The following is a 15,977-nucleotide window of genomic DNA, read 5'->3' as shown; positions in this document are numbered from 1 at the left end:
GGTGCAAATGTTTATTTGAATATGCAAGAAAAATGGCGGAAAGTCTATCTCCTTAGAAACACCAAAATCAGTAAACTTCCCAATAATAAGAGGATCACATGAAGAAAATATTTATTATGTTATGCTGCGGAGCCGGTATTTCCAGCGGAATGCTGGCAACCCGCACCCGCAATGCAGCAAAAGAGAAGGCGCTTCCTGTTACTGTTGAAGCCAGAAGTGAAAGTGAGGTTGCAGAATATTTTTCTGTCATCGATATTTTATTCCTTGGGCCACATTATGCTTCACAACAAAAAGAGTTCCAGAAACAGGCCGATCGTTATCATATTCCTGTGCTTGTTGTCCCACAAGAAATTTATGGAAGGTTAGATGGCAAAGCATTACTTGAGTTAGCCATCAATACGCTGAACAACTAATTTGATCATTGAAATTAAGTTTCACCAGGGAATTTAAGAAGGAAAAAATTAGAGAGAGATACACTATGCAAGCATTTATGTCCTGGTTATCTGATTCTTTTGCACCTGCTATGCAAAATTTTACCAAACGACCTTGGGTAGCAGCAATTTCTGGTGCAATGCAGAAAAATATACCGTTTATTTTAGCTGGTTCACTTATCTTTTTTTATAACGTATTTCGTTCTTATTTTTTGTTTTTACCTGACCTTGGGAAAATTGCTAATTATTCCTTTGGCATGCTCGGCTTAATTACGGCTTTTATGATTGCGAATCAAATGATGGAGAAATTGTATCATTTTCGCTATACGCTGATTGCTGGACTCACTTCGATTTGTGTCTACATGATGTTCATTAAGCCCGAATTTGTCGATGGCAATATGCTGGTCAGTTTTGACCGTTTTGGCCCGGCGGGGATCTTATTAGGCATTGTCACAGGGCTGTTGGTTTCTTATCTTTTTCATCTATACACCAAGGTAGAATTTTTAAAACAGAGTGCCTTGCCTGATTTCGTTGTCGGCTGGATACATGCCATCATTCCTATACTGATTTCTATCGGCTGCGGAACATTGTTGGTCTTCACTTTCGATATTGATGTTTTTTCCACACTGCTATCGCTCTTTTCTCCTATCGCAGCGTTCGGGCAAACGCTGCCGGGCTTTATCCTGATGGCGCTCATTCCTGCCATCGCCATGTCAATGGGGATTTCTGTCTGGACGTTTACGGGTCTGCAAATGCCAATCTTTATGCTTGGGATTTCGGCCAATATTGCGCTGGTTGCTGCCGGTCAACCACCGACCAATATCGTGACTTATGAAACCTTATTCACCGCGGCCTTAATTACGATGGGTGGAACAGGTGCAACGCTTGCCCTGAATTTGTTAATGCTGTTTTCAAAATCCAGGGAGTTGAAAACAACAGGCTATATCTGTATCGGCCCTTCTTTTTTCAATATTAACGAGCCGTTGGTATTTGGTACGCCAATTGTCCTTAACCCCCTCTTAATGCTGCCAATGTGGATCAATGCCATTACCAGCCCAATTATCGTATGGATTTTCATGCGCTCAGATTGGCTGAATATCCCTTCGAAAATGATCCAAGTTGGTCAAATACCCGCTCCATTTTCCAGTGTCATCATTACGGAAGATTGGCGGGCGATTATTTGCTATCTGGTACTTATGGCGGTTTTCCTTATCACCTGGTATCCCTTCTTTAAGGTTTATGAAAAAAAACGGATTGAAGAAGAAAATACCCATAAACAGGATTAATTTGTTCAATTTCATCAGGAAATTCAAAAATGAACCGTGAGGATAATGTTTTAACCCCCGTTGCCCTGGAAATTATTCTCAATGCAGGTAATGCAAGAGAAAAAAGTGAGGAAGCGATTAAATATGCCCATGTTGGTGATTTTAAAAATGCCCATTTATCGCTGGAGAAAGCCAGAAAAATGATGCTATCTGCTCACCATGCTCAAACTGAGATTATTCAAAAAGAGACTCAAGGTGACCGTTTTCATTTAGATTTACTGTTTATTCATGCTCAGGATACATTAATGACGATACGCAGCGAGCTTAATCTGAGAAAAGAAATAATTGACCTTTATGAATTTATTCATCATCTCACCCATCAAAGTAAATAAAGGAAAATACCATGATAGAAAATAATGCGTTATTCCCGGAGCATTTTCTTTGGGGAGCCTCTACCAGTGCTTATCAGGTTGAAGGTGCTGCGGAAGAATATGGTAAAAAACTTTCACAACAAGATGTTATTAATCATCAACCCGGTTTTGCAGATACCCATATAACCAGTGATCATTATCATCGTTATAAAGAAGATATTGCGTTAATGAAAGAACTTGGTTTGAAATCCTATCGTTTTTCCATTGCATGGTCACGTATTTTTCCAGATGGCGTTGGGGAAGTTAATGATAAGGGAGTGGCGTTTTATCATAATCTTATCGATGAATTGTTGAAAAATGGAATAACGCCAATTCTAACGCTATACCATTATGATATGCCTATGGCATTAGTCGAAAAATATCACGGCTGGATCAATCGGCAAAGCGTAGACGATTTTGCTTATTATGCAGAATTTGTGATCAAAGAATTTGGCCAGAAAGTCCGTTATTGGCTCACGATCAATGAACAAAGCATTATTGTGCAGTTCTGGACGAAAAAGTGTCTGATCCCAGAACATTACCTGCATGATGAACAAATTAAATACCAGATCAATCACCATATGAACCTTGCCCATGCCATCGCCTGCAAATTGGTTCATCAATGGGTTCCCAATGGCTTGGTCGGCGCTGCCTTGGGCTATTCCGCTATTTATCCATTGACCAGTAAACCGGAAGATAATTTGGCTGCCCAAAATGCCAATGACCTGCGTAATTACTATTTCACCGATATCTATCTGAAAGGGCACTATAACCCATCGGCATTCACCTATCTAAAAAATCATGGCCTGGCGCCACATATTGAAGCCGGTGATATGGCGTTAATTAAAGAAGGTTATTCTGATTTTTTGGCCATTAATTACTATTGCAGTCATGCCGCTGCCGCCGCCCCTAAAGGTGCTCAGCGGCGAATGGATGGGTTTAATCCAACAGGTGTTAAAGGGCAAATAGATGGGCATGAAATTCAACCGAATTTCTACCAAATCCATAAAAATCCCCATCTTGATACCACCGACTGGGATTGGGCGATTGATCCTGTTGGGCTGGAATACCTGTTGCGTGATTTATATACCCGTTATCAGAAGCCATTGATGATCACAGAAAATGGTTTTGGTGCTGATGATAAATTGGAATCTGATGGTTCCATTCATGATGAATATCGTATTCATTATATTCAACAACATATTAATGCCATTAAGCGAGCTATGGATTATGGCGTTAAGGTGATTTCCTATAATCCGTGGAGTTTTATTGATCTGCTTTCCACCAGCAATGGCTATAAAAAAAGATATGGCTTTGTTTATGTTAATCGAACAGATAAAGACATTAAAGATCTCTCCCGCTATAAAAAAGACTCTTTTTACTGGTATCAGAATGTTATTCGAACTCAGGGGGGTTCATTAAAAAAATCCTGACTTTAGATTTCGCGTGGTGTTTGAAACATAAAGAATATATACCAATCTAACTTCAAGATGCGTGTGATTTCTCCCCGCGAAGCGGGGAGAAATCAGGTTTCATGTCGTGTTGTAAATTGCAACTTGAAGTTTAATGCGTATATACCAGTCGCCTTTCAAGATGCGTCTTATATCTCCCCGCGTAGCGGGGAGATATAAGCACTCTCATTGGCTTGCAAACTGCAACTTGAAGTTGGATTGGTATAAATAAAAATTCAATATCGTAGGACATTTCCTTACGCCTCGCGCCGCGAGGCGTAAGGATTGTACTGAATTTGAGTGTCTCACTATTATGAAAATTTATAGATAAGCAGGTAAATTTTATGATTGAGTATTCAGTTGTTGTGACTGCACCTTCAGGGCTGCATACGCGGCCTTGTACCCAACTTTGTCATTTCGTCAAAAATTACAGTGGCAAAATTGAAATTATTAAAGGAGATAAAAGCGCTAATCTAAAAAGTATGTTTAGGGTGATGTCGATGGGAATAAAAAGTGGGGCGGAAGTGATTATTCGGGTTGAAGGCGATAATGAAAAGGAGATGGCGCAATCGGTGGTTGAGTTTATTCGTAACATCAAAGATTAAGCTATCTATTTATTGTTCCCTTTAATCATGAGTAAGGAGTATTTTGTGATTTCTTTTGACGAAATGGAGCTGGTTGCACATCACCTAATATCCCCAACCCAATTAAATAAATATATCAAATATGGTCATGTCGGTGCCGTTATTCAAAGTCAATCTGGCCATATTTATACCGGAATTAATATTGATACGGCTTGCTCGATGGGATTTTGTGCAGAGCACGGTGCCATTGCGGAGATGATAAAACGAGGTGAAACACAGATAGTCAGGATTATTGCGGTCAATCGACATGGCAATATTATCCCTCCTTGTGGCCGTTGCCGGGAATTTATCAGCCAAATAAATCCAGAGAATATCCACGCGGAAGTCAAAGTCACTCAAGAAAAGATTTTGCTTCTTAGTGAACTATTGCCTTTTGACTGGAAGAAGTCAGATTGGTGATCACTAAAACTGCCCGATGAACGCGTCGGGCAGTTCATATTTTAGTGTTATTAAGCGGAAACGGATTCCATCCCCACTAACCCTACTTTGAGATAACCCGCTTTGCGTAAGGCATCCATGACGCTCATCAGGGTTTCATAATCTACCGTTTTATCAGCCTGGAAGAAAATCGTCGTGTCTTTGTTGGATTGCGTGGTTTGATCCAATATCAAAGACAAGTTATTACGATCAACGGCCTGCTCTCCCACATACAACTGCTTATCCGCTTTCACCGTCAAAAATACCGGTTTTTCTGGTCGTGGTTGTGGTTTAGCGGTTGATGCCGGCAAATCAACTTTAATATCGACTGTAGCCAAGGGTGCTGCCACCATGAAAATAATCAACAGTACCAACATCACGTCAATAAATGGCGTGACGTTAATTTCATGCAGTTCGCCGCTATCGTCCAAATCTTCATTAAGACGTATTGCCATGATTGATTACCTTGCTTCTGCTTTTTCTGCTTTGCTTTCAGCCAGATCAAGATCACGCCCCAGCAACAGGATTACCTGAGCTGCTGTATCGCCCACTTGACCACGATATGATGAAATAACTCTGGCGAAGATGTTATAAATCACGACCGCGGGTATTGCTGCTACCAGACCCAACGCGGTCGCTAACAGTGCTTCCGCAATTCCTGGTGCAACAACGGCCAGGTTGGTGGTTTGTGAATGAGCGATACCGATAAAGCTGTTCATGATCCCCCAAACCGTACCAAATAGTCCCACAAATGGGGAAATTGCGCCAATGGTCGCCAGATAACCGTTACCACGCCCCATATGGCGGCTAATTGCAGCAACGGCACGTTCCATTCGGAACGAAGTTCGCTCTTTGGTGCCAACTTTGTCAGTGCTGTCAGCGGACAGGGTGCGCTCGGATTGTGCTTCACTCAACAAAAAACGACTGACGCTGCGATTGCCGAAGTCTGCTGCAATTTTCGCGGCCGCATCCAAATTGGCAACGCCAGCCAAAGCCTGTTGCTCTTTACGTAAACGGCGGCGAACCATGAAGAGTTCAGTGCCTTTGGAGAAAAACAGCGCCCATGTGATGATTGAAGCAATCACCAGCCCCACCATCACCGTTTTGACGACGATGTCTGCATTTTGGTACATACCCCAAACAGACAGATCCGATGCAAAACCGCTGGACAGGCTGTCAGAAACGCCTTCGCCTGGAGCGACGACTGTTTCAGTGGTCACCGTTTCTGTAACCGCGACATTTTCCGCGGTATCAGCCGCCACCGATTGCCCATCGGGTGTTGATGGTGCTTTATCAGCCTCAGGTGGTGCTGCGGAAGCTGCGGATATTGCCGTAGGAGCGGCCACCTGATTTTCTGGCGTGGCTGGCGTTGTATCAGCCCATGCTGAACTTGTTAATCCGAATGCCAATAGAATAGAAGCTGTCAAATTACGCATCAGTTAGCCTTACTCTCTTTCTTATAGATTCTGTTACTTAGCAGTGAATCACGTCTACTCATCTTGCTAATCCTAATATTTTCTGAGTCATGGCTCGCTGGTTAACCTTGTCTCTCTGCCATCTTGCTAATGGCCGTTTGATGACCGCACCGCAAGATAACTTCAGGGAGATACGGGTTTCGTTTGAACCCTGATTCATTTCTCTTACCTCGAAAGAGGAAAAAGTCCGCTGCAAATAATATCAGACATTGGGCGATTTGATAGTAATTATCATTACTATTTAATAAAAAAGTTCCACTTAATGATGTTCTTTCGTTAATTGATCCTGATTGACTATCGCCAACTCACCGTGAATTTTCGTCAAGTTACGCGAATCCCTTTGGCAAAACGACCTAAAATCTTTTAACTTGCTAATCATTATTTGAGCGATGCGATTTGGATACAGGCAGGAAATTAACTTGGGGAACGATGCGATGACAGAAAAAAAATTAGACACTTTATTGGTCAGTGCCGGAAGACAAAAAAGATATACGCAAGGTGCCGTTAACCCGCTTATTCAACGCACTTCATCTGTCATTTTTGATACCGTTGAAGACTTAAAACAAGCCTTGAAGAACCGTACCAAAGGCGAATTATTTTATGGGCGTCGCGGCACACTGACCCATTTTTCCTTCCAGACAGCGATGGCTGAATTGGAAGGCGGCGCCGGCTGCGCACTCTATCCTTCCGGTACGGCAGCAATTACCCATTCCATTCTGGCCTTTGTGGCAACCGGGGATCATGTTTTAATGACAGGGGCTGCCTATGAACCTACCCAGGAATTTTGCGATCGCGTTCTGAAAAAAATGGGGATTGCCTGCGATTATTTTGACCCAATGATCGGAGAGAACGTTGCTTCGCTGATCCAGCCCAATACCAAAGTGGTTTTTCTTGAGTCACCCGGCTCCCTGACGATGGAAGTGCAAGATATTCCTGCTATCGTGCAGGCTATCCGGCAAGTGAATCCTGAGATTGTGATTATCATCGATAATACCTGGGCGGCTGGTGTGTTGTTTAAGGCTCTGGAGTTTGGCATCGATATTTCCATCCAATCCGCCACCAAATATATTATTGGTCACTCAGATGGCATGCTGGGTACAGCGGTCGCCAATACACGATGTTGGGATCAGCTCAGAGAAGGATCTTACTTGCTAGGGCAAATAGCCGATCCCGATACCGTGTATATGGCAAACCGAGGGCTACGTACGTTAGCCATTCGCTTAAGGCAGCATGAAGAAAGCAGCATCAAGATTGCCAAATGGCTGGCGCAGCGGCCGGAAGTTGCCGAGGTTTATCATCCTGCCCTGCCTTCTTGCCCAGGACATCAGTTCTTTCAGCGCGATTTCACTGGCTCTTGTGGGCTGTTTTCCTTTCTCCTGAATAGCCAACTGACACCTCAACAATTTGCGGATTATCTTGATCATCTGGGGCATTTTAAGATGGCCTTTTCGTGGGGTGGCTTTGAGTCATTAATTTTGGGCATTCAACCGGAAACGCTTCAACGACTACGTCAGTATCCTACGCCGCAGAAAACGGGCACCTTATTCCGTCTGCATATTGGGCTGGAAAACCCACAAGATTTGATTGATGATCTGGAAGCGGGCTTTTCCCGATTGGCGACTCGTTAGCGCTTGTTTTAAAACCGTGGCTGTCTCTTTACTGTACATTTATAGCATTGCGTTATTGTAGATAGCCACTGTGTCATCCTCCCCGCCAATTGACACCTTCCCTGAGGCTGAATCAAATCCCCCTATCCCATTATTTTGCGGTACACTGGGGTAAATCGGTTTGTTAATTTTGCTCATTATGTTACCCGCAAAAATCACAGGATAATCAATGGAAACGTTAAGCGATATTGTGCATGCACTCTGGCATCACGATTTTAACCAACTTGCCAATCCAGATGTCATCTGGGTTATTTATGGCGTCCTTTTTGTCACGCTCGTGTTGGAAAATGGACTACTGCCAGCCGCCTTTTTACCCGGTGATACTCTGCTCGTGCTTTCCGGTGCCTTAATTGCCAAAGGTGTCATGAGTTTCATCCCCACAGTCATTCTGCTCACCATAGCGGCAAGCCTGGGTTGTTGGCTGGGATATTTACAGGGGCGCTGGCTCGGCCATACCCGTATGGTCAAAAACTGGTTAGCCCAGCTTCCTCTACAATATCGCCAACGTGCCAATATGTTATTCTCTAAACACGGTCTGTCTGCCCTGCTTATCGGACGCTTTTTAGCGTTTGTCCGTACTCTCCTACCAACATTTGCCGGGATTTCTGGTCTAAATAGTAAACGCTTTCAATTTTTTAACTGGTTAAGTGGCTTCTTATGGGTCATTATCATCGTGGGTTTTGGCTATATTTTGAACCAAATCCCCTTCGTTAAAACGCATCAAGATATGGTTATGAATATTTTGGTCATTTTACCTGTCATTCTGTTGATCAGTGGCTTGTCCGCTTCCCTACTGATGTATTGGCGTCATAAGAAAGGCGTAGCAAAGAAAAACCAATAACGCGCTCGCAAAAACCACGATTTTTCTATCGTACTGAATGGCACTTTAGGGCTAGCGTACCTCAGAATGATGATCAAAAAATTCCAAACCTAAAGGAGGTAAGAATGGGTCAGCAGACAATTATTAAACTCGCTGATGGAAATCACATGCCACAATTGGGGCTTGGGGTTTGGAAAGCGAGTAATGAACAGGTTGTTAAGTCTATCCATACCGCATTAGAGGTCGGTTATCGCTCCATTGATACCGCGGCCATTTTTCATAATGAAGAAGGTGTGGGGAAAGCGTTACAGGAAACCGATATCCCACGCGAAGAAATTTTCATCACGACCAAACTTTGGAATGATCGTCACCAGGACGCCCGTGCAGCATTACTAGAGAGTCTGGACAAGCTACAGCTAGATTATGTTGATCTCTATCTCATTCAGTGGCCAGTGCCGGAACAGGATCATTATGTTGATGCCTGGAAGCAATTGATTGAACTGAAAGAAACTGGTTTGACCCGCAGTATTGGGGTTTGTAATTTTCATATTGAGCATTTACAAAAAGTGATCCAGGAAACCGGTGTGGTTCCCGTCATCAACCAAATTGAACTGCATCCCTTGCTACAACAACGGCAACTCCACTCATGGAATGCGACCCATTATATTACAACCGAGTCCTGGAGCCCGTTATCACGGGGCGGAAAAGACGTTTTTAATTCTCCACTGGCTGAACAGTTAGCCCTTAAGTATGGTAAAACGCCAGCGCAAATTGTGATCCGTTGGCACCTTGAATGCGGCATGATTGCCATCCCTAAATCTGTTACACCTTCCCGCATTAAAGAAAATTTTGATGTATTTGATTTCAGACTGGAAAAAGAAGACTTAACCGCTATAGCTGAATTAGACATTGGGAAGCGAATAGGCCCAAATCCCGATACTTACAATCAATTCTAGTTGAAACAACACACTCATCAGTTTCATCTCCCCACTTCACTCATCCCAACAAGCCTGAATTCTGTTTTTCAATAGGGTTCAGGCCGTAGTCCCTCTCTTAAAACACTATTACTTATCATAAAAATCAAAAATATTAATAATAACCATGTTTACTATTTATATATAAACCATGTTATAGACTTACTTCACAACGCTAAATAACAGGCATATTAAACAGATAATGGGATAATCCTGCGTGTTTATGATAGCGATAAATCTATCTATTGATATTAATTTCCAGACAAAAACTTAAGGAAATGATAATGGTTTACATAGTTATTTCTTTGTTAATGCTTATACCTTTTTTCTTCATCTTAAAATGGTTTCTGCTGTCACACCATATCCATCACAATGCAGCCGGGATTTTGCTTGCAATCGCAGCAATGGCTTTTCATATGTATATCTTTCGGTTTAACCATATTCCGATTGTACATATTGATATTTCCCATAATCCGGTTGTGTTTTATGGCGCCGTCATGATGGCTTTTCTACACGGAGTGCTCTATTCCATTTGTTTCAAACGCTATTATGGAAAGCATCTTGATAATGAGGAAAGTAATCTACATAACAACCAACGGTAACATAACGTTACCGTTGGGAAGCATCATCCTGCTCTTTATTTTCTACTTCGTCAGAAGGCTTAGTATTCGCCGTCAGCAGATAAGGAGATTGTTGCCAACGGCTAGGGGATAGTTGCAGTAAGTTATGAGCCAGAATAAATCCAATCGCCAAAGATAGCAGGATCATTATCCTAAGTAAGTTAGTCGTGTTATCAACCTGCTTGGCCTCGGTTGACAATCGATGCGTGTCCAGTGTCAGGCGAAGAAAGCCTTTTGGATGATTTTTCCCCGGTATTGGCACAACGATCTGTTGGTTGAAGTAACTGCTGGATTTTTTGCCTTCCAGCGCTAATCGTTCACGAACAGATATCTGTTCACCGCTTCGCGCTATCTGTGTCCCATTCTCCAGATAAACGCTGGCATCCAAAATGCGGCTGTTGTTAGTCAAGTAATCTAAGTTAGCGACAATCTTTTTATTATTAAGATCTTTGCTACCATTCTCCATATAATCAGACAAGCTGAATGCAACCTGGTTTGCTAATGTTTTCGCCAGATCTTCAAATTGGTCCATGTGAGCTTGTTGCTGAGAGCGACTGAAATAGGAAACTCCCTGCATCAGCAATACTAGCAATGCGATACATATTAATATAATCGCCGTCTTGTGTAGCCTAATTTTTAGCTTTGTTTTTATCATAGTGACTCATCCTATGCTCAGAAAGCACATGTTGCCAGATGCAGTAATGATAGGATAGTTTGAAAAGCATTTTTTACCTGCACCAAATTTATATGGAATTACAGGAGTCGATATTCATGTCTAATAATCTGGCCTATCGCTACTTACCGGATGAGATCCATAAATGGCCTGGATTACCCCTCTCCCTCAGTGGTGATGAAGTGATGCCACTGGATTACAGGGCAGGAGATAGTGGCTGGTTGCTGTATGGACGTGGGTTGGATAAACAGCGTATCAGTGAGTTTCAATACCGATTGGGAACAGCCATTGTGGTGGTTTCTTCATGGCGGATCGATGATTATCAGGTTGTCCGTATTGCCGGTAGCCTTTCACCTCGCATTAAACGACAGGCCGATGAGTGCCGTTTGGATGTGGTTCCATTAGGGCAAATTCCGCGCCTGCGTTCAGCCGGTTTATTGGTGATGGATATGGATTCCACCGCGATCCAGATTGAGTGCATTGATGAAATTGCCCGCCTGGCCGGCGTGGGTGATAAAGTGGCTGAAATCACAGAGCGAGCGATGCAAGGTGAGCTGGATTTTTCAGAAAGCCTGCGCGAACGAGTGGCTCAATTGGCGGGCGCCGATGCCGCCATCTTGCAGCAAGTGATGGAAACACTTCCGCTTATGCCGGGGCTGACCAGCCTTGTTCGTAAATTACAATCATTGGATTGGCATGTCGCGATTGCCTCCGGTGGTTTCACGTTCTTCGCCGATAACCTTCGCCAGCAGCTACGTCTTTTTGATGCCGTCGCCAATCAACTGGAGATAAAAGAGGGCAAGCTGACCGGTAAGGTCAAAGGGCCGATTGTCGATGCAAAATACAAGGCGACCACGTTGATCAGGTTGGCAAAAGCACTGAATATTCCCCTGAGCCAAACCGTTGCCATTGGGGATGGTGCCAATGATCTGAAAATGATCCGCAAGGCAGGGCTAGGGATTGCCTATCATGCAAAGCCAAAAGTGTATGCCCAGGCCAAGGTGGCTATCCGTCATGCGGATTTAATGGGCGTTCTGTGTGTCTTAAGCGGTGGTTTAAAACACGAAGAACGTTAATGCTAACGGGCAACCGTCATTATCTTAAGGGAGCACAAAGTGGCAAAAGCAGCAAAGCGGGCATTTGTCTGTAACGAATGTGGCGCGGATTTTCCCCGTTGGCAGGGGCAATGTACCGCGTGCCACGCATGGAATACCATTACGGAAATACGTTTAGCCACAGCTTCATCATCCCGCAATGAGCGTTTCAGTGGCTATGCCGGAGACACCGGGGTCAGTAAAGTACAAAAACTCTCTGATATCAGTCTGGAAGAATTGCCCCGTTTTTCAACCGGATTTAAAGAATTTGACCGTGTTCTTGGCGGTGGTGTGGTTCCCGGTAGTGCTATTTTGATTGGCGGTAGTCCTGGGGCGGGGAAAAGCACCCTGCTTTTACAAACCATGTGCCAACTGTCGACTCAGATGAAAACGCTGTATGTGACAGGGGAAGAGTCATTACAGCAAGTAGCGATGCGGGCACATCGGCTGGGTTTGCCGACCGATCAACTGAATATGCTATCGGAAACCAGCATCGAACAGGTTTGCCTGATTGCAGAACAAGAACAACCCAAACTCATGGTGATTGATTCAATTCAGGTCATGCATATCGCCGATATTCAATCATCACCAGGCAGTGTTGCACAGGTAAGGGAAACCGCAGCCTACCTGACGCGGTTTGCTAAAACTCGTGGCGTTGCCATTATCATGGTTGGGCATGTCACAAAAGATGGCACGTTGGCGGGTCCCAAGGTACTCGAACACTGTATAGACTGTTCCGTCATGTTGGACGGTGAAACGGATTCCCGTTTCCGTACCCTGCGCAGCCATAAAAACCGCTTCGGTGCGGTGAATGAACTGGGCGTGTTCGCCATGACCGAGCAGGGATTACGGGAAATAAGTAATCCCTCCGCTATTTTCTTGAGCCGTGGCGATGAAATCACCTCAGGCAGTTCGGTTATGATTGTCTGGGAAGGCACGCGCCCTTTGCTCGTTGAAATTCAGGCATTAGTCGATCACTCCATGATGGCAAACCCGCGCCGTGTGGCAGTAGGGCTTGAGCAAAATCGGCTGGCTATTTTACTTGCCGTCCTGCACCGACATGGCGGTTTGCAAATGGCTGACCAAGATGTGTTTGTGAACGTTGTCGGTGGGGTAAAAGTAACGGAAACGAGTGCGGATCTGGCGTTGTTGCTCTCTTTAGTTTCCAGTTTCCGTGATCGACCTCTACCCCGTGATCTGGTGGTATTTGGCGAAGTGGGATTGGCAGGAGAAATTCGTCCGGTTCCCAGTGGACAAGAGCGCATTTCAGAAGCCGCCAAACACGGTTTTAAACGCGCCATTGTGCCTCATGCTAACATGCCGAAAAAATCACTGCCGGATATGAAAGTATTTGGGGTCAAGAAGCTAGCCGATGCGTTATCTGTTCTGGATGATCTGGATTAAGAAACGAGCTTTTATTTCTTTTAGATCTATACCAACTCAACGTCAAGTTGCCGCTTGCAAAACCCATGTGAGTGTTGATATCTCCCCGCGCTGCGGGGAAATATCAGACGCATCTTGAAAGACGACAGGTATATAATAGCCAATAGATTTCAAGTTACTGCTTGAAATCTATTAGACAACAATCTAGGTATTTTTCTTAATTTAGTCACAATATTTTCTGCCGACTATCACATTTCAAATGAGGCAGATAATAGAATCAATAACCTCCTTTTATCTGTTTAAGTTTCACATGCCAGAAGAAATTTTCAGATTTTTCTGAATTAAGGTAAATAATCCAATGAAGCTTGGAGAACTATTTTTATTCATTCTATTTAAATAAAAACTCAATTAGTTAATCGCTATATTATTTAAGTTTTTCCTATGCTTACTACACGCCGTTCTTGATTGGCGATCTAATATTGGTTAAATTTACAGCACAAATGGTTATGTAGATATTTATATAACGAATAAAATTCAGCAACCTGCTCTATAAAAATTCAGCCCATGCTGTTATCGCTTATTTTTATTATTTAACTGCCAGTTTAACATTTGGCTATTTTATTTTATGAAGATAGCCGATTATCCAATGTGAAATGCTTATGGCAATCAGAATAACAGTATTTAATCCCAAAGAAGCAATAAACAGCCAATTTTGTTTTTACCTTTCACGACTGACATGCTATTTTGTTTAGTATACTAAACATCACGGAGGTTTTATGGCTCAATTTGACTATTTGAAAGAAGCGATCAAACAAGCTGGTTACACGTTACAACAGGTTGCCGATGCCAGCGGAATGACAAAAGGCTATCTAAGCCAACTTATTAATGACAAAATAAAAAGCCCCAGTGCACAGAAACTGGCCTCTCTTCATCAATATCTAGGATTAGCCTATCCCATGGAAAAGAAAACTGTCGGTATTGTGTTTGGTAAATTTTACCCATTACATACCGGGCACATTTATTTGATTCAACGAGCATCCAGCCAAGTTGATGAGTTACATGTTATTCTTTGTTATGACGAAGTGCGTGATCGCGAGTTATTTATCAACAGTTCGATGTCCCAACAACCGACGGTCAGTGATCGCCTGAGATGGTTATTGCAAACATTCAAGTATCAGAAAAATATTCATATTCATGCATTTGATGAACATGGGATGGAGCCTTACCCCAATGGCTGGGAAACATGGAGTCAAGGCGTTAAGTCGTTTCTGGCAGCAAAAAACATTAACCCTAAATATATCTACTCCAGCGAAACACAGGATGCACCTCGGTATAAAGAATATTTCGACATTGAAACTGTGCTTATCGACCCGCAACGCTCATTTATGAATATTAGTGGTAGCCAAATCCGTCAGGCGCCTTTCCATTATTGGGAATATATCCCTACAGAAGTGAAGCCCTTCTTTGTGCGTACTGTCGCCATTCTGGGTGGGGAATCGAGCGGAAAATCGACATTAGTGAATAAACTGGCCAACATGTTTAATACGACTAGCGTCTGGGAATATGGGCGTGAGTATGTATTTTCCCATCTGGGAGGCGATGAAATGGCTTTGCAATATTCAGATTACGATAAAATCGCTTTAGGTCATGCACAATATATTGATTTTGCAGTTAAATATGCCAATAAAGTGGCCTTTGTCGATACAGATTTTGTGACAACCCAGGCATTTTGCAAACGCTACGAAGGAAAAGAGCATCCTTTTGTCCAGGCAATGATTGATGAGTATCGCTTTGATTTAGTTATTCTTTTAGAAAACAACACACCGTGGGTTGCCGATGGTTTGAGAAGTCTGGGCAGTGAAAAAGATCGCAAAGAATTTCAACATTTGCTTGAAAATTTGTTGAAGAAAAATAATATCGAATACGTCTGTGTTGACTCACCGGATTATGATCAACGTTTTCTACGTTGCGTTGAACTGGTTCAACATATGCTAATGGAATAACTCATTTTTATCTATAAAATAGATTACACTTATATTATTATCACAATTAATTGATAGTAATTTATTATTCAGTGTAATCTTTGTTATTTTTTATTTATCCCATTTTAACAATGAGTTAAATGTTTACTTTGGTTATTTTAACAAATGTAATAAAATAAATTGTGATAATAATATTTTTTGATACTTTAATTTTACTGTTTTGACTTGAATTACAGAGAAATAAGTCATTTAATGAATGGGACTATTGATTGATTTATATAAAATTTATTAACCACTAATAAACCCACAAATATTCTGGGTGTTTTTATCAATAACGGAGGTAATGAAAAGTAACATTAAAATATTAATGAAACATCAAATGACTTTTTCCTTATTATAAAAGTGGAATAAAAATAGAAGAATTTATACCATTTTTATTTTTTTAACTGTTGTTTTAAACGTAATTTATTAATATTCTTGATTTTTTATTCCAAGATTAAGAAACATCTCATTTATTAGATAGTCGTTGTAAATAATAATTGACATAAGATGAGTATATACTTGGTGAGGATGTTTCACATATAGACTATTTTCATTCGTACAATAACACAAAGATATCAGTGTTTTTACTCATGGACTTAGACAGCATATGTTAAGGAAAAAGTTTTAAT

17 protein-coding genes are annotated in these 15,977 nt (G+C 42.2%); 13 read left to right on the top strand and 4 right to left on the bottom strand.

Annotated elements, in window-relative coordinates; translation table 11 throughout:
- Nucleotides 1-98: 98 nt before the first annotated feature.
- The 6 genes from Xkoz_RS14345 (at nucleotide 99) to Xkoz_RS14320 (ending at nucleotide 4,600) form a co-directional block, all read left to right on the top strand.
- Nucleotides 99-413, top strand: coding sequence for a PTS sugar transporter subunit IIB (locus tag Xkoz_RS14345; protein ID WP_099142814.1), 315 nt, complete (start codon nucleotides 99-101; stop codon nucleotides 411-413).
- 65 nt (nucleotides 414-478) lie between these two features.
- A complete protein-coding gene (locus Xkoz_RS14340) occupies nucleotides 479-1,717 on the top strand; it encodes a PTS transporter subunit EIIC (protein ID WP_099142813.1) in 1,239 nt (412 codons plus the stop codon).
- Nucleotides 1,718-1,746: 29 nt separating this feature from the next.
- Nucleotides 1,747-2,088 carry a PTS sugar transporter subunit IIA gene (locus Xkoz_RS14335; protein WP_099142812.1) on the top strand — a complete coding sequence of 114 codons (342 nt, stop codon included), beginning with the start codon at nucleotides 1,747-1,749 and terminating at the stop codon, nucleotides 2,086-2,088.
- 11 nt (nucleotides 2,089-2,099) lie between these two features.
- Entirely contained in the window at nucleotides 2,100-3,539 is a 1,440-nt protein-coding gene (locus Xkoz_RS14330) for a glycoside hydrolase family 1 protein (protein WP_099142811.1), read from the top strand.
- A gap of 362 nt (nucleotides 3,540-3,901) precedes the next feature.
- A complete protein-coding gene (locus tag Xkoz_RS14325) occupies nucleotides 3,902-4,162 on the top strand; it encodes an HPr family phosphocarrier protein (protein WP_099142810.1) in 261 nt (86 codons plus the stop codon).
- 45 nt (nucleotides 4,163-4,207) lie between these two features.
- Complete coding sequence (locus Xkoz_RS14320; RefSeq protein ID WP_244183480.1) at nucleotides 4,208-4,600, top strand: cytidine deaminase family protein; 393 nt, start codon at nucleotides 4,208-4,210, stop codon at nucleotides 4,598-4,600.
- Nucleotides 4,601-4,650: 50 nt separating this feature from the next.
- Here the strand turns inward: Xkoz_RS14320 and exbD are convergent, their stop codons facing one another.
- The 3 genes from exbD to Xkoz_RS20880 are packed head-to-tail and all read right to left on the bottom strand — an operon-like array spanning nucleotide 4,651 to nucleotide 6,253.
- Entirely contained in the window at nucleotides 4,651-5,073 is a 423-nt protein-coding gene (exbD, locus tag Xkoz_RS14315) for a TonB system transport protein ExbD (RefSeq protein ID WP_099142809.1), read from the bottom strand.
- A gap of 6 nt (nucleotides 5,074-5,079) precedes the next feature.
- Nucleotides 5,080-6,054 carry a tonB-system energizer ExbB gene (exbB, locus tag Xkoz_RS14310; RefSeq protein ID WP_099142808.1) on the bottom strand — a complete coding sequence of 325 codons (975 nt, stop codon included), beginning with the start codon at nucleotides 6,052-6,054 and terminating at the stop codon, nucleotides 5,080-5,082.
- A gap of 58 nt (nucleotides 6,055-6,112) precedes the next feature.
- Nucleotides 6,113-6,253 (bottom strand): hypothetical protein, encoded by a 141-nt coding sequence (locus Xkoz_RS20880; RefSeq protein ID WP_167386595.1) that lies wholly within the window; start codon nucleotides 6,251-6,253, stop codon nucleotides 6,113-6,115.
- Nucleotides 6,254-6,527: 274 nt separating this feature from the next.
- On the opposite strand from Xkoz_RS20880, the gene metC reads away from it, so the two are divergent.
- The 4 genes from metC to Xkoz_RS14290 all read left to right on the top strand — a co-directional run bounded on the left by metC (nucleotide 6,528) and on the right by Xkoz_RS14290 (nucleotide 10,156).
- A complete protein-coding gene (gene metC, locus Xkoz_RS14305) occupies nucleotides 6,528-7,721 on the top strand; it encodes a cystathionine beta-lyase (protein WP_099142828.1) in 1,194 nt (397 codons plus the stop codon).
- A 208-nt stretch (nucleotides 7,722-7,929) separates the two neighbouring features.
- Entirely contained in the window at nucleotides 7,930-8,601 is a 672-nt protein-coding gene (locus Xkoz_RS14300) for a DedA family protein (protein ID WP_099142807.1), read from the top strand.
- A 104-nt stretch (nucleotides 8,602-8,705) separates the two neighbouring features.
- Nucleotides 8,706-9,536, top strand: coding sequence for a 2,5-didehydrogluconate reductase DkgA (dkgA, locus tag Xkoz_RS14295; protein ID WP_099142806.1), 831 nt, complete (start codon nucleotides 8,706-8,708; stop codon nucleotides 9,534-9,536).
- A 302-nt stretch (nucleotides 9,537-9,838) separates the two neighbouring features.
- On the top strand, nucleotides 9,839-10,156 hold the full coding sequence (locus Xkoz_RS14290) for a hypothetical protein (protein WP_099142805.1): 318 nt from the start codon (nucleotides 9,839-9,841) through the stop codon (nucleotides 10,154-10,156).
- 7 nt (nucleotides 10,157-10,163) lie between these two features.
- Here Xkoz_RS14290 and Xkoz_RS14285 read toward each other — a convergent pair whose 3' ends face one another.
- Nucleotides 10,164-10,829 (bottom strand): YtjB family periplasmic protein, encoded by a 666-nt coding sequence (locus Xkoz_RS14285; RefSeq protein ID WP_099142804.1) that lies wholly within the window; start codon nucleotides 10,827-10,829, stop codon nucleotides 10,164-10,166.
- 116 nt (nucleotides 10,830-10,945) lie between these two features.
- Here Xkoz_RS14285 and serB point away from each other — a divergent pair, with 116 nt between their 5' ends.
- From serB to nadR, 3 genes are all read left to right on the top strand, one after another.
- The gene (serB, locus tag Xkoz_RS14280; protein WP_099142803.1) at nucleotides 10,946-11,923 is read left to right on the top strand and encodes a phosphoserine phosphatase; all 978 of its coding nucleotides are present in this window, start codon (nucleotides 10,946-10,948) and stop codon (nucleotides 11,921-11,923) included.
- Between the two features lie 39 nt (nucleotides 11,924-11,962).
- Nucleotides 11,963-13,345, top strand: coding sequence for a DNA repair protein RadA (gene radA / locus Xkoz_RS14275; RefSeq protein ID WP_099142802.1), 1,383 nt, complete (start codon nucleotides 11,963-11,965; stop codon nucleotides 13,343-13,345).
- Between the two features lie 755 nt (nucleotides 13,346-14,100).
- Complete coding sequence (gene nadR, locus Xkoz_RS14270; RefSeq protein ID WP_099142801.1) at nucleotides 14,101-15,327, top strand: multifunctional transcriptional regulator/nicotinamide-nucleotide adenylyltransferase/ribosylnicotinamide kinase NadR; 1,227 nt, start codon at nucleotides 14,101-14,103, stop codon at nucleotides 15,325-15,327.
- The last annotated feature ends 650 nt before the right edge of the window (nucleotides 15,328-15,977 follow it).

This window comes from Xenorhabdus kozodoii (assembly GCF_002632875.1).
GTDB classification, from domain to species: domain Bacteria; phylum Pseudomonadota; class Gammaproteobacteria; order Enterobacterales; family Enterobacteriaceae; genus Xenorhabdus; species Xenorhabdus kozodoii.
The sequence above is the reverse complement of the archived record's forward strand: the minus strand, read 5'-3'. Positions and strand labels throughout refer to the sequence as shown.

Excerpts from the sequence above, each read along its gene's own strand:
- exbD (WP_099142809.1), bottom strand. The coding sequence starts at position 5,073 with ATGGCAATACGTCTTAATGAAGATTTGGACGATAGCGGCGAACTGCAT.
- exbB (WP_099142808.1), bottom strand. The coding sequence starts at position 6,054 with ATGCGTAATTTGACAGCTTCTATTCTATTGGCATTCGGATTAACAAGT.
- Xkoz_RS14285 (WP_099142804.1), bottom strand. The coding sequence starts at position 10,829 with ATGATAAAAACAAAGCTAAAAATTAGGCTACACAAGACGGCGATTATA.
- Xkoz_RS14290 (WP_099142805.1), top strand. The coding sequence starts at position 9,839 with ATGGTTTACATAGTTATTTCTTTGTTAATGCTTATACCTTTTTTCTTC.
- dkgA (WP_099142806.1), top strand. The coding sequence starts at position 8,706 with ATGGGTCAGCAGACAATTATTAAACTCGCTGATGGAAATCACATGCCA.
- Xkoz_RS14330 (WP_099142811.1), top strand. The coding sequence starts at position 2,100 with ATGATAGAAAATAATGCGTTATTCCCGGAGCATTTTCTTTGGGGAGCC.
- Xkoz_RS14335 (WP_099142812.1), top strand. The coding sequence starts at position 1,747 with ATGAACCGTGAGGATAATGTTTTAACCCCCGTTGCCCTGGAAATTATT.
- Xkoz_RS14340 (WP_099142813.1), top strand. The coding sequence starts at position 479 with ATGCAAGCATTTATGTCCTGGTTATCTGATTCTTTTGCACCTGCTATG.
- Xkoz_RS14345 (WP_099142814.1), top strand. The coding sequence starts at position 99 with ATGAAGAAAATATTTATTATGTTATGCTGCGGAGCCGGTATTTCCAGC.
- nadR (WP_099142801.1), top strand. The coding sequence starts at position 14,101 with ATGGCTCAATTTGACTATTTGAAAGAAGCGATCAAACAAGCTGGTTAC.
- Xkoz_RS14325 (WP_099142810.1), top strand. The coding sequence starts at position 3,902 with ATGATTGAGTATTCAGTTGTTGTGACTGCACCTTCAGGGCTGCATACG.
- metC (WP_099142828.1), top strand. The coding sequence starts at position 6,528 with ATGACAGAAAAAAAATTAGACACTTTATTGGTCAGTGCCGGAAGACAA.
- Xkoz_RS14300 (WP_099142807.1), top strand. The coding sequence starts at position 7,930 with ATGGAAACGTTAAGCGATATTGTGCATGCACTCTGGCATCACGATTTT.
- serB (WP_099142803.1), top strand. The coding sequence starts at position 10,946 with ATGTCTAATAATCTGGCCTATCGCTACTTACCGGATGAGATCCATAAA.
- Xkoz_RS20880 (WP_167386595.1), bottom strand. The coding sequence starts at position 6,253 with ATGAATCAGGGTTCAAACGAAACCCGTATCTCCCTGAAGTTATCTTGC.